Origin of the sequence: Mycobacterium sp. MAA66, from assembly GCF_041261665.1 — a bacterium.
GTDB lineage: Bacteria > Actinomycetota > Actinomycetes > Mycobacteriales > Mycobacteriaceae > Mycobacterium.
The window spans coordinates 48,220-67,594 of record NZ_JBGCCC010000010.1; the positions used below are offsets into that span (position 1 = coordinate 48,220).

Consider the following 19,375-nt stretch of genomic DNA (forward strand, 5'->3'; position numbering starts at 1 on the left):
GATGTACACCTTCTCGGCGGCCTGGCGACTACCCGGTCAGCGCATCCCGCAGCGTCTTCGGGCGGATATCGGTCCAGTTCTCCTCGACGTACGCCAGACAGTCAGCGCGCGTGCTCTCACCGAACACCACGGTCCAACCCTCGGGCACTGCGGCAAACGAAGGCCAGAGGCTGTGCTGCTCCTCGGCGTTGATCAACACGTAGAAAGTGCCATTGTCGTCATCGAACGGATTGGCGCTCATCGCTACTCCTCACAGTCGGTACGAACAGGTCAGCCCCCAGTACCCGGTCACTGAGCAGGCCCAGACAGCTGAGATTGGGAAAGCCCGGCCCCTGGGTGAGCCAAGACAGGCTGGGCAGGAACAACTTTGGGGTCAAGCCGGCGACGGCAAGGTCGTAGCCGATCGACTGTTGCAACGATTCGGCGCTGAGCGGGGCGCCGATGGTCAGCTCCAACAGATCCAGGGCGTCCTGCGCCAACAGCGGTGCGAACCACATCGCGTCGGCACCGGAGCCGTCGATCACCAGATCGAATCCGTGCACGGTCTCAAGGCATTCCGAGCCTCGGTCGGTCTGCAATGTCAGCCGGATCCGGTCGTCGCGGGGCACCGCGTGCGCCACCCGCCCACGCAAGTGCCGGATACGGTCATCGGCCAACAAAGCCTCCTGCACCCGAGCCGAGAACACCCCACGGTCGGTGCGGGCCATGGCGTCGCGGCGTTCGGCCAGCGTCAGTCCGGCCCAGCCGGTGGGATCGGAGAACAGGGTGTTCTCGAAGAACCCCTCACCACGGGTGAACAGGGTGACTTGCGGGCAGATCACCGTGATCGTCGAAACCCGATGCGCAAAAAGCTCATTGAGCATGGTCGCGGCGGTCTCGCCGCCACCGATCACGGCGACCCGCTCGGCGCTGATGCGTTCATCCTGTGCGACACGGTGCCAGAACTGGGCGATGGACAGCACCCGCGGATGCCCCGGAAGTATGGACTTTTCCGCCTGTCCGGGACCGGTGATCATCACGCCGTCGGCACGCACCGTCCGCTCGCGGGTGTGCAGCACCCACTGCGAACGGTCGACCGACACCCGGGTCACTTCGCCGGTGATCACGGGCATGGCAACGCTTTCGGCGACCCAGCCCAGATACTGGGCCCAGCGGCGATGCGTCGGCGCGGGCCGGCCGCGGTCGATCCATTCGGCGAACTGGCCGGTGGCGATCAGATACGACTGCCAACTGTGCCGCATCATCCGCTCATCGAGTTCAGCGTTGCGCCGGGGCACCACACCTGACCGGTACGGGAATCCGACGTCTTTCTCCGGGCCGGTACCCAACCGGTGCCGCCCGTCGGTCCAGCCGCCCTCGGGCTGCCAATTTGCCCCCACACCAAGGCGTTCGACCGCGATCACCTCAGGCGCGTCGACCCCCATGGACCGCAGCTCCGTGGCCTTCGCCGCAACCGCCACGGCCTTGGCTCCGGCTCCGATGACGGCCAGGGTCCCGCTCATCGCACCACCTCTCGGATCTGCTGCTGCCACAGTCGTTGCAGCTCGGCTATGTCCTCGGCGCTGAAAATGTCTGGCAGCGTGCGCCATTGGACGCCCAGCACCGCCTCGCCGCCGTGGTCGATGACGGCCGCCATGAGGGTCAGTTCATGACGGACGGCGGTATTCGGTTCGGGCGTCGGTGACACCTTCTCGAGTAGCGCACCGTCGAGCTTGAGCGCATCGGCACCGGCACTGAGGTGCATCCGGCCCAAGTAGTTCAGCAGCACTTGCGGCTCGGCGTGCGCCGCCAATCGTTCGCCGGTGTCGGTGCGCAGATAACGCAACAGCCCGAAGTCGATGCCGTCGCCGGGTATCCCGGCGATCTGTGCGCTGACCTTGTGCGGCGACTCGGCGTCGATGCGCACCGGGTAGATCGCGCTGAACAGCCCGACGGTATCGCCGGTGTCGGTATCGTGTTGCAGCCCAGCCGAGACCACCGTATCGGCACGACCGTGCGTTTCCAGTGCCAGCAGTGGCGGCGGCGTCTGCTGGCCGCGTTGCCTGCGCCATCGGGTGATGGTGCGGGCTGCCGCCGCCGCCAGTAGGTCGGTGACGGGGAGGTCGGCAGCCAGCAGCCGGGCGGTGACGTCGGCATCGGTGATGGACATCTTCACCATCACATCGCCGACGCGGTCGGCATCCGGCGCCAACCTGCGGGCGCCCAGCGGCGGATCTTCGCCGGAGAGCTGGTCCTCCCAGAAACCGACGGTGTCGAGCTGCGCAGCCCGATCGGCCAGCAGCTGCGACCACCTGCGGTAGTCGGTCTGTTCGCTGATTCTCGCCGGGGTGTTTCCGGAAGTCAGGGCGTGCCAACCGCTTTCCAGCTCGCCGATCAGGATGCGCCACGAAGCTGGGTCCAGGGCCAGCACGTGCACGCTGAGCAGCAGAACTTTCCCCTCGGCGGTATGCAGCAGAGCTGCCCTCAGCAGGCTGCCGTGCTGCGGATCCAAGCGCTGCAACGCCAGTGCGGTGTGCTCGGCGACGGCCGCACGCACGTCGCCGGTCACTGTCACCTCGGTAAGCACGTCCACTACAGGATGTTCGACGAGCGTCATGGTGTCGCGGTCCAGCCTGGTGCGCAGCAGCTCGTGCCCGCTGATGACGGTGCGCAGCAACATGTCGAGTTGTTCGGCGGTGATCGCATCCGGCAGTCGCAGCGCCTGGGTCTGGGCCAGCCGCCGAGGATCGCCGTGCTGATACAGCCAGTGGACATTCGGTAGCACCGGTATGGGCCCGGAACTGCCGGGTTCGGGCGCCGCCGCGGCGACGTCGGTGTCCAGCGCGTACCCGAGTTCACGAATTGTCGCGCATTCCAACATCAGTCGTGCCCGCATTGCCAGGCCACGGCGTCGGGCCGCCTGCACCACCGAAAGCGCCACAATGCTGTCCAGCCCCAGATCGAGGAAATCGGCTGTCACATCAACGGCTTTGGTGTCGATGTGCAATACATCGGCGAACAGGTCGACCAGTGCCTGCTCGGTCGGGGTATCAGGTGCGGAGCTCTGCGCGCCGGTGATCTCGATCGCGGCCAGCGCAGCATCGTCCACCTTGCCGTTGGTGGTCAACGGGATCGCCTCGACGGCGATGATGTGATGCGGCACCAGATATCTGGGCAGTCGTCTGGTCAGGATCCGGCGCAGTTCGGCTACCGACGCGGTACCGGCGACATACGCGACCAACCGCGGTCCGCTGGCATGTCGACGTACCGTCACGTACGCCTGCCGTACGCCTGGATGGTCGTGCAGCACCGCCGCCACTTCACCGGGTTCGACGCGGAAGCCGCGGATCTTGACCTGATCATCGGAGCGGCCCTGAAACTGCAGGCCACCGGTGGTCGGGTTGCGGCGAACCACATCTCCGGTGCGATACATGCGATCCCCGGCCACAAACGGGTCGGCGACATAACGACCGGCGGTTTCTCCCGGACGGCCCAGATAGCCGCGGGTCAACTGGCCACCGGCCAGGTACAGCTCGCCGGTCACGCCGTCGGGCACCGGCCGCAGCCAGGCATCCAAGACATAGGCGCGGGTGGATTCGGTGGGATGACCGATCGACGGGGTGTCGTGGTCGGTGAAGGCGGCGACCACCGCCTCGACGGTGGTTTCGGTTGGGCCGTAACAGTTGTGGGCGACCGCACCGGTGCGGTCGCACTCGCTGCGGATGTAGGTCCAGGTCTTCGGGTCGACGGCCTCTCCGCCGAGGGCCAGCACCGTCAGTGGCACGGTCACCAGCAATCCGGCCGCCTGCAACTGGGTGAACATCGACGGCGTGGTGTCGATGAGATCGATGCCGTAACGGCCGATGGTGGCGACCAACGCCTCGGCGTCGCGCTGCACCTCGTCGCCGACGATGTGCACGCTGTGCCCATCCAGTAGCGCGGCCAGCGGCTGCCACGCGGCGTCGAAGGTGAACGACCAGGCGTGTGCAACGCGCAGTGGCCGGCCGGTCCGTGCTGCCGCGGGACGGAGAATCTTCGCGGCGTGATCGGCGGCGTACGCCACGACCGCGGCGTGGGTACCGATCACTCCCTTGGGCTTACCCGTGGTACCCGAGGTGAACACCACGTAGGCGCCCTGCCCGCAATGGGTTGGTACCGGCGTGAATTCGGCGACCGTGGCCTCGAGCATCAGCGCGTCGTCGACGATGACCGAGGCGCCGGTCTGGTGCACGATCTCGTCGATGCGTTCAGCGGGCATCGACGGATCAAGCGGCACGATCATGCCACCGGCCTTGAGCACCGCGAGCATTGCGACGACATACTGCGGCCCGCGGGTGAGCAGCACGGGCACCGGAGTCTCGGCGCCGACGCCGCGCTGTTGCAGCGCGGCGGCGATCCGGTCAGATCCCGCGTCGAGTTCTCGGTAGCTCAGTTCGCCGCCGTCGAAGGTCAAGGCGACCGCGTCCGGGTGCGCCGCCGCGATGTTGGTGAACCGTTGGTGCACACTGTGTTCCGGTGCCGGAGGTGTGGTCTCGGCGGCCCGATCATCGGTCTGCATCCGGACCTCGCGCAGAGGCCGGTCCCAGTTGTCCACCAGTTGCCGCGTGACGACCAGGAGCTGCTCGCCGATCGATTCCGGAGTCAGCAGGCCGAGTGCGCCGTCTTTTGTCTCGACCAAAATCGTCAGCGCACCGTCTGTCAGGTGAGCGGCAACGGTGATCGGGAAATGCGCCAGGCTTTCCAGCCCGGTAGGCCGGAAGGTGGCGCCACCGACCCGGAATTCACCCGTGCCCACCAGTCCCCCGGGCGGGAAGTTCTCGTAGACCAGCAGGCTGTCGAACATCTCGCCGACCCCGCCGATGGAACGCAATTCGGCGTGCGACAGATAGCTGTGATCTCGTAGTGCGGCAGCTTCCCGTTGCAGCGCAAGGCATTGCGTGCCGACCTGCTCCCCCGGATCGAGTCGAACCCGCAGTGGCACGGTGTTGATGAACAGGCCGACCATCGTTTCGACCCCGGTCAGCTCACCCGGCCGGCCCGACACGGTCACCCCGAAGACCACCTCACGGCGATCTGTGATGGTGGACAGCATTGCCGCCCAGGCCATCTGCACCAGGGTGTTCAGGGTGACGCCGCGGACGCGGGCCGCTTCGACCAAGCGCTCGGTTTCCTCGCAGCCGGCCATCACGGTGACGCGTTTCGGCAGGCCTGCGGAGATTTCCCCGGCGCCCAGGGCCGGGGCCACCAGCGTCGGAGCATCCACACCGGCCAGGTGCGTCCGCCACAACGCCCGGCTGGAATCCGGGTCACGGCCCGCAAGCCAGCCGATGTAGTCGCGGTACGGCCGCGGTTCCGACGCCAACACCGAAATGTCGCCGCCTGCGGTGTACAGCGCCAGCAGCTCACCGACGAACAGCGGCAACGACCAGCCGTCGATCACGATGTGGTGCGCGACCACCGTGAATCGCCAATGTTTGCCGGGCAATTCGATCAACAGGAACCGGATCACCGGTCCCTGCCCCAGGTCGAATGGCCGACGTCGTTCCGCCTCTTCCAATGCGCGGGCGGCGTCGGCATCATCGACCCGGACGCGGCGCCACGGCAGCGTCACGCTGCTCGGAATCACCTGCACGGTGCGGGCACCGGCTTGGACGAAGCTGGCCCGCAGATTGGGGTGACGCACCAGCAACGCTGCGCCGCAGGCCTGCAACAACTCCGCGTCCAGCTCGCCGTCGATGTCGGCGGACATGGCGATCAGATAGGGGTCCTGCTCGGTGTCACCGGTCATCGCCGCCATCGAGTACAGCCCCTGCTGCAATGGGCTGAGTGCCAACACATCCTCGATGGTCGGCGCCTGGTGTAGCGCCGTCACGACGTCTCCTGCATGGCCGTCCAGGATGCGGTGAGTTCGGCCAGTTCCTCGGCGGACAGTCCGGACGCGCTCATCGGCGCATGCGCGGTGTCCCCACCGTCCGGGTCCGCGGCGTCCGTGCTGTCCAGTACTGCTGCGAGTTCGCACACGGTCGGATGTTCGAAGATCATCCGTGCGGTCAGCCGCATCCCGTTGTCCCGGGCCCGCGCCGCCATCTGCACCGCCATGATGCTGTCCCCGCCAAGGCTGAAATAGTCGTCGTCACGGCTGATCTCGTCGACTCCGAGGACCGTCGAGAGCAGCGACACCAACGCCCGCTCGGTGTCGGTACGGGCCGGTTCGACGGCGTCCGATGTCCGATCACGAGCGGCGCGCCGCGGTGTCGGTGCCGTGATCAGCTCGAGCTCACCGGAGGCGGTCCACCGGCCGCGGCCCTGCGGTACCCCGTCGCGGTGGACTTCGCCCACCACCCCGAGACCGACCGGTCGCTGCCATTCATCAAGTACCTCAACACCATTGGACCCAAGCACCGGCTCATCGGTCTGCAGTTCCTGCATCGTCTGATCGGCATTGCCGGCGATCGCTTCGATGACTCGGAGCAACCGATCTGCCAGCCGCTGCGCGGTGCCACGCCCGTACAGGTCGGTGCGGTAGATCAGGTGGCCGCGGTAATCATCCGCCGTGGCAAAGAAATTCAGCGACAGGTCGGCATGGGCGACATCGAACGTCGGCTCCAAGGCCGAGAAGAGCGTGTCGCCATCGGGACCGGAGTCGATGACATGGTCGGTTGGCAGGTCCTCCCGGACATGGACCACCACGCCGAACAGCGGATTGCGCGACAGTGACCGTACCGGGCTGACCGCGTCGACGACCTGGTCGAACGGCAGGTCCTGGTGCGCGTAGGCGGCCAACGCGGTGTCCCTGGTGCGCCGCAGTACCTCGCGCAGGGTGGGATTGCCGGACAGGTCGTTGCGCACCACCAGGATGTTGATGAAAAAGCCCACCAGCGAATCGAGTTCGGCCTCGGTGCGGCCCGCCACCGGCGTGCCCAGCGGGATGTCCAGACCCTCCCCCGATTTGTGCAAGGCCACCGCCACCGCGGACTGCAGCAACATGAAGTCGGTGATGCCGAGTTCGCGGGTCAAATCGCTGAGTTTGGCGCGGGTATCGGCGCCGATGGCGAATTGCACGGAAGCACCCTCGCCGGACAGCACCGGTGGGCGCTCGAAATCCGGTTGCAGACCCGGGTCGGCGGGCATGGCGGCCAGCTGAGTACGCCAGTAGGCGCGCTGGGCAGCCATGGTTCCGGCCTCGTCTGCCAACAGGTCGGCCTGCCACACCGCGTAGTCGGCGTATTGCACCGGAAGCGCGGCAAAGTTGGCTTCCCGCTGGGCCTTCCGGGCCCGGTACGCGGTCACCAGATCGGTGAACAGCACCCCGGCCGACCAGTGGTCGGCGGCGATGTGGTGCACCACGATCGACAGCACATGCTGGCCCGGGATGGACAGCACCGCGGCCCGGATCGGCCAGTGCGCTTCCAGGTCGAACACGTGACGGCGCTCGGCGTCCAACTCGGCCTGCAACCACTGCTCATCGCCGCCGCTGGCCCGCCGTACCGGCAACGGCGCCTGGTCGCCCACGATCTGGTATGGCACCCCGTCGATTTCGCGATAGGTGGTGCGCAGCACCTCGTGCCGTCCGACCAGATCACCCAGCGCGGCGACGAACGCCTCCACGTCGCACGGCCCGGTGACACGGGCGGCGAACGGGATGTTGTTGACCGGTCCCGGCCCGTCGATGCGGTACTGGAACCATTGCCGCAATTGCGATGCCGACATCTGGCTCGGCCCGGTGTGCTCGGTCGCCACCAGGGGTGGTCGGTCGTATACCTCGCCGGTATCGATGCGGGCCGCCAGTTCGGCGACGGTGCCCAGCTCGAAGACTTCGCGTACCCCGATGTCGACCTTGCAACGTGCCCGGATCGCGGCGACCAGCTTGGTCGCGAGCAGTGAGTGGCCGCCCAGTTCGAAGAACGAGTCGTCGGCGCCGACCTGCGGTACCTCCAACAACTCGGCGAACAGCGCGGCGACCTGGCGTTCGGTGTCGGTGCTGGGTTCGCGGAATACGGCCTGGGAGTTGATCTCCGGATCCGGCAGTGCCCGGCGGTCGATCTTGCCGTGCGCGGTGATCGGGATCTCGTCGAGCACCACGTACCCGGCCGGCACCATGTATTCGGGCAGCGCGGCCGCCACCCGGGCCCGGATCCGGTCGACGTCCACGACATCGGCCGGCGTGGTCGGAGTCAGGTAGCCGACCAGGCTCTTGCCCAGGCCGGGCAGATCGCTGACCACCACGACGGCCTGGCCGACGCTCGGGTCCACCGAGATGGCTGCGGCGATTTCGCCGAGTTCGATGCGGAAGCCGCGGACCTTGACCTGTTCGTCGGCGCGGCCGACGAATTCGATGTTGCCGGAGGCGTTTCGGCGGGCCAGATCGCCGGACCGGTACAGCCGGCCGCCGGGGTTGTACGGGTCGGCCACGAACCGTTCGGCGGTCAGGCCGGGCCGGCGGTGATACCCATGGGCGACATGAGTTCCGCCGATGTAGATCTCACCGATGACACCAACCGGCACCGGCGCCAACGCATCGTCGAGCAGATGGATGTCGGTGTTGATCTTGGGCGTACCGATGGGCACGATGCGGGTGCCCTGCTTGCCCTCTACCTGATACCGGCTGGCGTTGATGACCGTCTCGGTCGGCCCGTAGAAGTTGTGCAGCAGCGCGTCGAAGGTGGCGTGGAATTTGTCGGCCACCTCACCGGGCAGTGCCTCGCCACCGATCGGTACCCGTTTGAGGCTGCGCCATCGGTTGACTCCGGGCAGTGACAGGAACAGGCTCAGCAGCGACGGCACGAAGTGCATCGAGGTGATGCCCTCGGTCTGCAGTAGCTCGGTCAGGTAGCCGATGTCGTTCAGGCCACCGGGACGCGGAATCACCAGTCGCGCACCGCAGGCCAGCATGCCGAACACCTCGGCAATGGACACGTCGAAGCTCGGCGAGGCAACCTGCAGCAGCCGTTCGTCGGCATCGATCTGGTACTCATCGACGAACCACACGAAATATTCGGCGACCGGCCGGTGCGGTACCGGCACGCCCTTGGGTTGTCCGGTGGATCCCGAGGTGTAGATCAGATACGCCGTGTTCTCCGGCGTCAACGGACGCACGCGTTCGGCATCGGTGGGATTGTCCGTCGGCCCGTCCAGGCCGGTAACCGGTTCCCCGATAACGAGTTTCGGGTCGCAGTCGCCGAGAATGAAGCTCAGCCGGTCCTCGGGATAGCTCGGGTCGACGGGCAGGTAGACGGCGCCGGCCTTGATGACGGCGAGTGCGGTGATCACCAGCTCGGGCGACTTGTCCAACAGCACCGCGACCCGGTCTTCGGTCCCGACACCCTGCCCGATCAGCCAGTGTGCCAGACGGTTTGCCTCGGCGTTGAGTTCACCGTAGGTGTAGTGCCGGCCCTCGTAGGCCACCGCAACGGCGTCCGGCGTGCGCTCGGCCTGTGCTTCAACCAACGCGGTGAGGGTGCTCGGTGGGGTGCCGAACCGCTCGCCGGCCGATACCAGGCGCAGCCATTCATCGTCGCGTGGGTCCATGAGCTTCAGCTCGGACAGCGCCCGGTCCGGAGCTGCCAGCGCATCCTCCAACAGCACCGCGTAGTGGCGCAACAGTTGTCGAGCCAGTCCGCCGTCGAGGATCTCGACCAAGTACTCGGCTTCGACCGTCGCGCCGTGCTCGCCGAATTCGATCATGAAGCCCAGCGGAAGCTGAGTCAGGTGGCCCCGGAATTCGGCTCGGCGGCAGGAGATTCCGGGCGGGCAGAACCCGGCCCGGTCGGCCTCGCGGGCGCCGAAGCTGACCCGGGTCAGTCGTTCGGCACCGGTGCGCCGGTCCGGGTTCAACTCGCGCACCACCCGGTCGAGGTTGATCTGCTGGTGGGCGAAGGCGCCCTGGGTGGTGGCCTTGGCCTGGTTCAGCGAGTCCCGAAAGCTCTGCCGGGCCTGGGGCCGCAGCCGCAGCGCCACGGTGTTGCCGTAGTAGCCGAGGGCATCTTCGGTGCCACCCTGACGGTTGAGCACGGGTGTGGCGATCAGCAGGTCATCGGCGTGGGTGTAGCGATGCAGCAGTGCGCCAAATGCAGTCAGCAGCACGATGTACGGGGTGGCCCCGGTCTCGCGGGCCAGTGCGCCCACCCGGGCCATCGTCTCCTCGGACAGCGCCACGGTGGCGCGCTGTGCACGCAGGCTCGTGGGCACCGCGGATCCGTTGGGTCCCGGCAGTTCCAGTGGTTCCGGTGGATCGGCCAGCTCGGTACGCCAGTAGTCGAGATCCTCCGCGGTCGCGTCCGATTCGGTGACGCCCGGCACCAGCTCGGCCAGCTGCTCACCGGCGTAGGCCCGCGTGAGGTCGGTGAAGAAGACCCGCCACGATGCGTCGTCCCACGCGATGTGGTGCGCCACCAGCAGCATGATGTGCCGGCCCGGACCGATGCGGATGACGGTGATCCGCAGCGGCGAATCGGCACCGAGATCGAACGGCGCTCCGAACTCTCGCTGGGCCAACACTTCGAGGCGCAGGGCCCTGGATTGCTCGGACAGATCGGACAGATCGTGGCTGGCCCAGCCCGGGGCCAGGTCGTCGTGCACGGTCAGGCCAGGTTCACCGTCGGCGTCGACCCGGTAGGTGGTGCGCAGCACCGGGTGGCGCTGCGCCACCGCCGCAGCCGCGTCGCGCAGCCGCGCGACGTCCAAGTCCCCGGTGATCTCGAAGGACACACAGACATTGAGCACGGCGCCCGACGGGTCGGTGTGCTGCACGAACCACATCCGGCGCTGTCCGTCGGAGAGCACCGTTGGGGTCTCGATCGGCTGCTGTGATTGCAGGCCGCGCTCGGCGAGCTTGCGTCGCAACAGCTCCAACCGGGTATCGCTGTCGGTCTGGGTCACGCTACGTTTCCACCTTCTCTTCTTCGACGTCCGCCGCGAGCAGCACCACCAGTTCGGTTCCGGTGATGCCGCCGAGCAGTCTGGACAGCAGCACCGATCGACCGGTACGGCGTCGCAATCTCTTTCGCAGGTCCAGCGCCAACAGCGAGTCCACCCCGAGGTCGACCAGCGACGCCGTCAGATCGATGCGGCCCGGATCGCCCAGTTTCAGCGCCGCGGCCAACTCGACGCGCACGACTGCCTCTGGTCCGTCTTCCGGGTGCGGGGTCTGAACATCCTGTTCAACAACGTCTTCGGTGTCGTTGCCGAGAAAAACCCGCAGGCGCTCCGGGTCCGCCGCGAAGATCGCGGGATCGCCGACATGGTCGCGCAATGCGGCCTCCACGGCCAAGTCGACATCCATGGGAACCAGTCCGGCCCGCTGGATCTGGGCCACCTCTGCGGCGCCGGCGATACCGTCACCCGGCCACAACCCCCATCGCACGGAGACACAGTCCCGGCCGCTCGCACGCAGTTGGCCGGCCATCACGTCAGCCATGCGGTTCACGGCGGCGTAGGCCACATGCCCGTGTCCACCCCACAGCCCGGACACCGAGGAGCACACCAGGATTCGCGCATCGGCACGCAGTGGCCAGTGCTCCTCGAGCCGGGCCAGGCCCACCAGCTTCGCCGCGGCGGTGTCGATGAATCCCTCGGCGCTGCAGGAGGTCCCGAAGGACGCGGCCCCGGCGGCGTGGATCACCAGGCTGGCTCCGGGTCCGGCGTGGTGCGCTGCGGCAGCGGCGAGCTGGTCGGCCGAGGTGATATCGCACCGCACCGACTCGACTTGATCACCGAGTGTGGCCAGCACCTCGGGGTCCACGCCTCGGCGGCTGAGCAGCACGATCCGGCGTACGCCGGCCCGGACCAAGATCCGGGCGAAGTGCTGCCCGACGACGCCGTTGCCTCCGGTGATCACCACCGTGTCAAGTGGTCCGGTCCTCAGATCCCGCGGCTCGGGTTCGACGGAATCAGGCAGCGTTCGCGCGAAGAATGCCGAATCACGCAGCGCCACTTCATCTTCAGAGCTGAGTATCACGTCAACAGCGGCGACTGCGGCGGCGCCGTCGATATCCCAGGCCGGCAGATCAAGGTGACAGAAGGACTGTTCGGGGTGTTCGAATCCGATGCTGCGGTGCATCGCACCCAACGCGGCTTGTGCGGGCAGCGCCACCGGTTCGTCGGGCCTGACGTGTTCACCGCCCACCGTCACCAACCACACGTGCCGACAATCGGCACCGATGGCTGCGGAGTAATCGCACAACCCGGTATCGATCAGCCCGGCCAGATCGCTTACTGCCGAATCGATGTCGGGGTGATCGAGTGCCGGTGCGACGACGATCAAGGTGTCGGCGTCGGCGGGGTCGACCAGCACAGTGCTGAGATTGCCTTGGACCGCGCCTCGGAGTGTCGTGGCCAGTGCACTGCCGGGTCCGGGCAGATCCAGCACTGCGACACGCCGGATCACCAGTGGCACAATGAATTCCGGCAGCGGCTCCCATACCTCGGCGGCGGTGGTCAACGCCGGAACCGCGGGCAGCGGTTCGGGCCTCGCCCACAGCGCCAGAGCGCTCATCGGTGCGTTCGGGAACCCGCGCAGCACCGGCATGTTCGGCTGGTGGTACTCGGTCCAGGGATAGCTCGGGTCGGCTACCGCAGCGGCCGCCAGGTTGCGCGACATCACGTCGGGCAACGACTCATCGCGATGGCCGGTACCCACGATCAACGGCGCGTCGGTGTCAGCGAGCGCATGCAGCAGCGCCGGGTGCGCGGACATCTCGACGAACGCGGCGGCTCCCATGGCTCGCACCGTTTGCGCGGCGCGGTCGAAACGCACTGTGTCCCGCAGGTTTCGGAACCAGTAGTCACCGAAGTCCGTGTCCGGTTCGACCACGTCGGCGGTGACCGAACCGACGAACGGCACCCGGGCCTTGCGGAACCGGCCGTCCGGTATCCCCGCCAACAGCTGACTGCGCAACGGCTCCAGCGCACTGGTGTGGGCCGGGAAGTTCATCGCGATGACGCGGGCGAATCGGCCACTGCCCTGTACCTGGGCGACCAGCTGACCGATCGCTTCCAGCTCGCCGGACACCACGACCGACTCCGGGGAGTTCACCACCGACAGTTCCATCCAGCCGGGCAGCGACGACATCAGTTGCTGTGCCTCATCGGGCGTCATCCCGAGGCTCGCGGCGCGGTATCGGCCCGGCAAGCTGTCCAACGCGCGGGCCCGGGCGATCACCACCGCGACCGCCTCCGGCAGGGCGATGGCGCCCGCCAGGTATGCGGCGGCGATCTCGCCGAGGCTGTGGCCGAGCAGGTAGTCCGGCTCGATGCCGTGCGATCGCCACACCGCCGCGAGGGCAACAGCGTGTGTGAATTGTGCGCTCTGACTGTGCAACTGCGCCCATGGCCGATCATCGGCGTCGGTCAGGAAGACCAGGGGCGACTCGATGCCCGCGGCGACGAACGCCGCCGCGCAGTGGTCAGCCTCAGTCCGGTACACCGGCAGTGCGCGGTAGGCCTCGACACCCATGGCCGGCCACTGATTTCCGTTGCCTGGGAAGACGAATGCCACCGCCGGCGCTTTGGGCAGCGACGACGTGGCGACCAGCGGGTGGTCCTGGCCCGCGGCCAGCGCTCGCAGACCGGCGCACAGTTCGGTCGCGTCGGCGGCGCGCACCACCGCGCGGTGCCGGCGCCTACGGCGCAGCCGTGCCAGGGTGGTGGCCACCGCCTTCACGTCGGAAACGCCAGATCGCTCAACGTAATCGGCCACAGCTGCGGCTTCGAGCGGCAACAGGTCCTCGGCGTGGGCGCTGAGCAGTACGGGCACCCGCCCGTCCGGCAGACGCATCAGGCCACCCGCCTTTCGGGCATGGCCACTACCAGATGGGCGTTGGTACCGCTCATCCCGAACGCCGACACGGCGGCCAGTCGCTCACCGTTGACCGCGGGCCACGGCAGCAGGTCCCGCGCCAGGGTCAGTCCCTGTGTTGCCCAGTCGATTTCACCGCTGGCGGCCTCGATGTGCAGGGTGGCCGGGATGGCCGCCCGCTCTGCGGACACCAGCACCTTGGCCAGCCCGAGGGCACCGGCCGCGGCTTGACTGTGCCCGACGTTGGACTTGACCGACCCGAGCACTGCGCCGGTACCGGGCCGACACGCTCCGTAGGTCTGGGCCAGCGAGTTGAGCTCGGTGCGGTCACCGAGTGTGGTTCCGGTGCCGTGTCCTTCGATCATGCCGACGTCTTCGGGCCGTACGCCCGCGACGTCAATCGCACGGCCGAACAACCGGGCCTGCGCCTGCCCGCTGGGCGCGGTCAGTCCGGTGCTGTGCCCGTCCTGGTTCAGGCAGCTGGCCCGCACCTCGGCGAGAATTTGGTGCCCACTGCGCACCGCCACCGACCGGCGTTCCAGCACGAACATTCCGGCGCCTTCGGCCCAGACGGTGCCGCTGGCCCGCGCGCTGTATGGGCGGCAATGACCGTCATCGGACAGCGCATGCTGCTTGGAGAACTCCACGAAGTAACCCGGCGAACCCATCACGCACACACCGCCGGCCAGCGCCATCGAACAGTCGTCCGCGAGCAACGCACCCACTGCGGTGTGGAAAGCCGTCAGCGCCGAAGAGCAGGAGGTGTCGACGGTCAATGCCGGACCGTCCAGGCCGAGTAGGTAGGCGATGCGACCCGAGATCACGCCCAGCGAGGTGCCGGTGATCAGATGCCCACTGAGGTCGGAATATTCGGCAAGGTCCGGTCCATAGCCGGTGCCCGATGCGCCGATGTAGCAACCGATGTCGCGACCGGCCAGGTCATCGGGGTTGATGCCGGCGTTCTCCAGTGCCCGCCAGCTCACCCGCAGTGCCACGCGCTGTTGAGGATCCATCGCGACCGCTTCACGCGGAGAGATGCCGAAGAAGCCCGGGTCGAACAGCGTGGCCCCGGAAAGGAATCCGCCGCGGTTGTGGATGCGTTTGAAGCCCTCACGTCGCGATCCGGCCAACAGTTCCGGTACCGCCCAGCCACGGTCGGTCGGGAATGGGCCGAGTGCTTCCCGGCCCGACGCGAGCAGCTCCCAGTAGCCGTCGGCGGTATCGACACCGCCGGGCGTCTCGACAGCCATCCCGACGACGACGATCGGGTCCTCAGGTCTCATTGACCAACTCGGCAACGGCATCCAGATGGTCGTTGACGTAGAAATGGCCACCGTCGAACATCGACAGGGTGAACGCACCCTCAGTGTGAGTTTCCCAGCGGCACAACATGTCCTGGTCGATACGATGGTCCGACCGCCCGCCCACGGCGTGAATATCCGCCGCGATCCGGCCGCCGCCGGCGTACAGATTCAGCGCCCGGTAGTCGGCACCGACGGCCACCAACAGCAAATCGACGAAGTCCGGATCGCCCAGCAGCCGCGGATCGGTGCCCCCGAGATCGACCATCTCGGCGAGCATTTCGCGCGGCGTCGTCGGCAGCGGCGGTGCGGCGACCACATCGCACGGCGCCTGCCCGGCCGATGCCCACAGGCTCTGTACCTGCACCCCGTGTTGTTCTGCGAGCCGGGCGAATTCGAATGCCACGACCGCACCCATGCAGTGCCCGAACAACCGCAGCGGGCCGGCGTCGTGCCAGTCGCCGGCCGCGAACAGATCGCCTGCGAGCGCTTCGACGGTGGTGTGCGCCGGGTGTGCCAGCCGGTCGGCCCGGCTCGGGTACTGCACGACGTAGGTGTCCATGCCGGTGCCGGACAGTGCAGTTGCCAGCGGCCGGTAGGTCGCCGCCGCGCCGCCGGCGTGCGGGAACACCACGGCCGCACCGGCGTCCGTGGTACCCGGATACTGCTTCACCCAGGGTGCAAATGTCAGCTGTGGTGTGGTCATGACACCGATGTCGATTCCAGTGCGGCGAGCACGTCGTCGTTGTCCATGTCGTTGATCTCCAGGTACAGCTGCGCGACGAGTTCGAGTCGCTCGCTGCCGTTTTCCCGGGCAATGAGGCGACGGCCCAGGGCGCGCACCGTGCGACTGGCGAAGATGTCGGGGACGCCGACGGTCGGGGTGTCGAGCCATTGCCGGATGCGGGATACCGCGGTGGTCGCCAGCACCGAATCGCCGCCGAGCTCGAAAAAGTCGTCTTCGGTGCCGATGCCGGCGACCCGTCGGGATCGATCGGTGCAGACCTCGGTGCCGAGCAGCTCGGTGAAGATCGCCACCAACGCCTGCTCCAATGCGGTGTCCGGAGCCCGGCGGTCGGCACCGGCGGTCCCGGCCAGCGCCGCCAATTGGGTCGCGGCCGCGCGCCGATCGGTCTTGCCGCCCACGGTGAACGGGATCGCGGCCACGATGCCCAGATGGCGCGGAATCATGTGTGGCGGGACAAGATCCGCCATCGCCTCGCGGATCTGCGGCTCGGTCAGTCCCGGCTCTTCGAGGCCGACCAGGGCGGCCAACACGTCGCCGTGACGCGATCCTTCGACCACGCCGGCGACCGCGGCTCGCACCCCGGGGATGCGCTGCAACGCGGCCTCGACGTCGCCGAGCTCGATGCGGTATCCGCTGATCTTGACCCGGTGGTCGGCCCGGCCGACGAACTCCAGTGAGCCGTCGGGCCGGTAGCGGGCCAGATCACCCGAGCGGTACCAGGTCCGGCCGGCGTACTTCACGAAACGCGCTGCGGTCAGCTCGGCCTTGCCACGGTAACCCGAAGCGATACCGCGTCCGCTGAACCATAGTTCGCCGGGCACCCAGTCCGGGCAGTCCTGCCCAGCGGCATTGACCACCCGGCACACGTTGTTCGCGAACGGGACTCCGTAGGGCAGCGCCGCGCACTCCGGCGCGGGAGTAGGCGCCTCGTAAATGGTTGCGTGGATGGCTGTTTCGGTGGCACCGCCCAGCCCCGCGACGCGGATCCCGGGTGCCAGCTCCTGCAGGCGGCGCACCATGGCGGTGCGGACCCAATCGCCACCGGTGAGCACTACGCGGACCGAGTCGAGGCGGTTGTCCCCGACCTCGACCAGCATTTCCAGCCAGCCGGGCAGGAAGTTGAGCACCGTCACGCCGTGTTGTTGGATCAGCGTGGCCCAGTGATCGGGGTTTCGCCGGTGTTCCTCATCGATCACCACGATGGTGCCGCCGGTGGCCAAGGTGGCGAACATGTCGAGCACCGACAGGTCGCATTCCAAGGTGGCCAGTGCCAAACACCGATCGCCCGGCCCAATGTTGAAGTGACCGTAGAGGAATTCAGCGGTATTCATCGCCGCGTCATGGGTGACCTCGACACCCTTGGGCTCTCCGGTTGACCCCGAGGTGAACAGCACATAGGCCAGCTGGTGCGGGTCGGTATCGACCGGCACGAATGACGAAGCGCCGGCTCGACCACTCTGCAGTGCGTCGGCGACGGTGAGTGCGGGCGTCGAAGTCGGCGCGGTGTCACCGCAATACAGCGCCATCCGCACATTGGCGGTGGCCAGGATCTTCTCGACCCGGTCGGCCGGCTGGTCGACGCCGATCGGCAGGTACACACCACCGGCAGCCAGGATGGCCAGCAGCGCGATGATCTGCTCGGCGCCTTTGGGCCCCAACACCGCGACGGTGTCGCCCGGCTGCACGCCGGCATTCTTCAACGCACCGGCGACGGCCGAAACCTGCTCGGCCAGCTCGACATAACTCCATCGGTGGGCGTCGCTGATCATCGCGGTGGCCTGCGGACGGGCCTGCGCCGAGGCGAAGAAGCCACTGTGCAGCGCGGCCCCGCTGGGCGCGGCGGTCCGGGCGTTGACGCCGTCACGCACGGCCCGTTGCGCGGGCCCCAGCGGCTCGGGTGTCGGCGCGTCCCAGGCTGCGTCGTCGATGGCCAGCCGTTGCAACTCGGCGATGTGCCGGGCGAACATGGCGTCGATGACACCGTCGGGGAAGGCGTCCTCACGCACGTCCCAGTTGACCAACACTCCGCCATTGAATTCGGTGACCTGTGCGTCCAACAACACCTGCGGCCCTTGGGAATTGATCCACACCGGCGTTCCGAAGGTGTCGGTGACCTCGGCGGCGAACAGTTCGCCCAGCCCCAGCGCGCTGGTGAACACCACTGGAGCGAGCACCTGGGTGCCGCGGTGCCGGCTCAGGTCCCGCAGCACCTCCAGGCCCGAATAGTTCGCATGCGCTGCCGCCGCACGGAATGCTTGCTGCAGCGCGCCACATCGCTGCGTCGCATTCGCGGCGCGCTCCAGGTCGATATCCAACAGCAGCGAGGAGGTGAAGTCGCCGACCAGGCGGTCCACGTCGGGGTGGCGCTGGTCGCGGCCGAACAGCGGGAGGTTGAGCAGAAAGCGCGGCCCAGCCGACCAGCAGGCCAGGGCGTCGGAGAACGAGGCGGCCAGTGCCATCGCCGGGGTGATGCTGCGTCGGCGGGCCGCTGCGTACAGCGCGTCCCGGACTTCCGGCGGCAGCCAGTGCGAGCGCCGGGTGGTGTGCCGCGGGTCGGCCTGCTGTGCCGGCGGCACCAGCGGCAACCGCGGCGGGTCGGGCAGGTCGGCGATTCGCTGCGTCCACCAGTGCCGGTCGGCGTCGGTTTGTCGCACCGATTGTGTTGCGGTGAGCCGATATTCGCGATACGTGTAGCCGAGCTCCGGCAGGTCTGCACCGCCGTAGAGAGCGGCCAGATCGGCCATCAAGGTGCGATAGCTCATCGCGTCGCCGGCCTGCATGTCCAGATCGACGTGCAGCCGGGTGGCTCCGTCCGGAAGCAGCGACAACGTCAGCTCGAAGACCTGACCGTCGAGTTGTTGATGCGCCTTGCTGCGCTGAGTGTGAGCCAGCCGTTCGGCAATCCGATCGGCGGGCAGGTCACGCAGGTCGACGATGGCTACTGGAAAGTCCTCGGTATGGCTGCCGATGCGTTGGGTGCCGTCGGGCAGGAATTGCACACGCAGCATCGGATGCCGCGCCGACAGCACGGTGGCGGCGGCGGTCAACCGCTGCGGATCGACGCCGTGGCCATCGAACTCCACGTAAAGATGGCCGGCTACCCCACCGAGTTGCTGATCATCCTCACGCCCCACCCACATCGCGTGTTGCATCGGCGCCAGCGCGAACGGTTCGTCATGGTTTGAGTCAGATTTCGGTGCAACGGTTTCGGCAACCTGCAACCCACCCGAGGCGGCCAGCAATTCGACCCAGGCGCGCACCGAGGCATCGGCGGCCAGGCCGGCGAAGTCGACATCGATGCCCTGTTTTCGCCACCGGCCTGCCAGCGACATCATCCGGATCGAATCGAGACCCTGACTGATCAGATCGCGCTCCGGGTCGATCTCATCGGCGCGGGTGCCCAGAAGTTCGGCGACCTCCTCACGGATGGTCTGCGAATTCATTGCGACGACGCCCACAACACCCTCCGGATTCGGTTTACACAGCCTGCCCTAATTTTGATTAGGCTACCCTATATTCGACCTAATGCCATGCCTACCCCGGGGGATTCAG

Annotated in this window: 8 protein-coding genes; all 8 read right to left on the bottom strand. The window is 67.5% G+C overall.

Annotation, left to right across the window (positions count from 1 at the left end; translation table 11 throughout):
* Positions 1 to 28: 28 nt before the first annotated feature.
* The 8 genes from ABIA30_RS22520 to ABIA30_RS22555 are packed head-to-tail and all read right to left on the bottom strand — an operon-like array spanning position 29 to position 19,266.
* Positions 29 to 241: an MbtH family protein gene (locus ABIA30_RS22520; protein WP_370069525.1), complete on the bottom strand. Its 213-nt coding sequence runs from the start codon at positions 239 to 241 to the stop codon at positions 29 to 31.
* On the bottom strand, positions 219 to 1,502 hold the full coding sequence (mbtG, locus tag ABIA30_RS22525) for an NADPH-dependent L-lysine N(6)-monooxygenase MbtG (protein WP_370069527.1): 1,284 nt from the start codon (positions 1,500 to 1,502) through the stop codon (positions 219 to 221). Before mbtG ends, ABIA30_RS22520 begins: the two co-directional genes overlap by 23 nt.
* Complete coding sequence (locus ABIA30_RS22530) at positions 1,499 to 5,851, bottom strand: amino acid adenylation domain-containing protein (RefSeq protein ID WP_370069529.1); 4,353 nt, start codon at positions 5,849 to 5,851, stop codon at positions 1,499 to 1,501. Before ABIA30_RS22530 ends, mbtG begins: the two co-directional genes overlap by 4 nt.
* Positions 5,848 to 10,857, bottom strand: coding sequence for an amino acid adenylation domain-containing protein (locus ABIA30_RS22535; RefSeq protein ID WP_370069531.1), 5,010 nt, complete (start codon positions 10,855 to 10,857; stop codon positions 5,848 to 5,850). Before ABIA30_RS22535 ends, ABIA30_RS22530 begins: the two co-directional genes overlap by 4 nt.
* A 1-nt stretch (position 10,858) precedes the next feature.
* A complete protein-coding gene (gene mbtD, locus ABIA30_RS22540; protein WP_370069533.1) occupies positions 10,859 to 13,753 on the bottom strand; it encodes a mycobactin polyketide synthase MbtD in 2,895 nt (964 codons plus the stop codon).
* Positions 13,753 to 15,057 carry a polyketide synthase gene (locus tag ABIA30_RS22545; RefSeq protein ID WP_370069535.1) on the bottom strand — a complete coding sequence of 435 codons (1,305 nt, stop codon included), beginning with the start codon at positions 15,055 to 15,057 and terminating at the stop codon, positions 13,753 to 13,755. The genes mbtD and ABIA30_RS22545 overlap by 1 nt, the downstream gene beginning before the upstream one ends.
* Complete coding sequence (locus ABIA30_RS22550; protein ID WP_370069537.1) at positions 15,047 to 15,781, bottom strand: thioesterase II family protein; 735 nt, start codon at positions 15,779 to 15,781, stop codon at positions 15,047 to 15,049. Before ABIA30_RS22550 ends, ABIA30_RS22545 begins: the two co-directional genes overlap by 11 nt.
* Positions 15,778 to 19,266: an amino acid adenylation domain-containing protein gene (locus ABIA30_RS22555; RefSeq protein ID WP_370069539.1), complete on the bottom strand. Its 3,489-nt coding sequence runs from the start codon at positions 19,264 to 19,266 to the stop codon at positions 15,778 to 15,780. The genes ABIA30_RS22550 and ABIA30_RS22555 overlap by 4 nt, the downstream gene beginning before the upstream one ends.
* Positions 19,267 to 19,375: the final 109 nt, after the last annotated feature.

Excerpts from the sequence above, each read along its gene's own strand:
- ABIA30_RS22550 (WP_370069537.1), bottom strand. The coding sequence starts at position 15,781 with ATGACCACACCACAGCTGACATTTGCACCCTGGGTGAAGCAGTATCCG.
- ABIA30_RS22555 (WP_370069539.1), bottom strand. The coding sequence starts at position 19,266 with ATGAATTCGCAGACCATCCGTGAGGAGGTCGCCGAACTTCTGGGCACC.
- ABIA30_RS22545 (WP_370069535.1), bottom strand. The coding sequence starts at position 15,057 with ATGAGACCTGAGGACCCGATCGTCGTCGTCGGGATGGCTGTCGAGACG.
- mbtG (WP_370069527.1), bottom strand. The coding sequence starts at position 1,502 with ATGAGCGGGACCCTGGCCGTCATCGGAGCCGGAGCCAAGGCCGTGGCG.
- mbtD (WP_370069533.1), bottom strand. The coding sequence starts at position 13,753 with ATGCGTCTGCCGGACGGGCGGGTGCCCGTACTGCTCAGCGCCCACGCC.
- ABIA30_RS22520 (WP_370069525.1), bottom strand. The coding sequence starts at position 241 with ATGAGCGCCAATCCGTTCGATGACGACAATGGCACTTTCTACGTGTTG.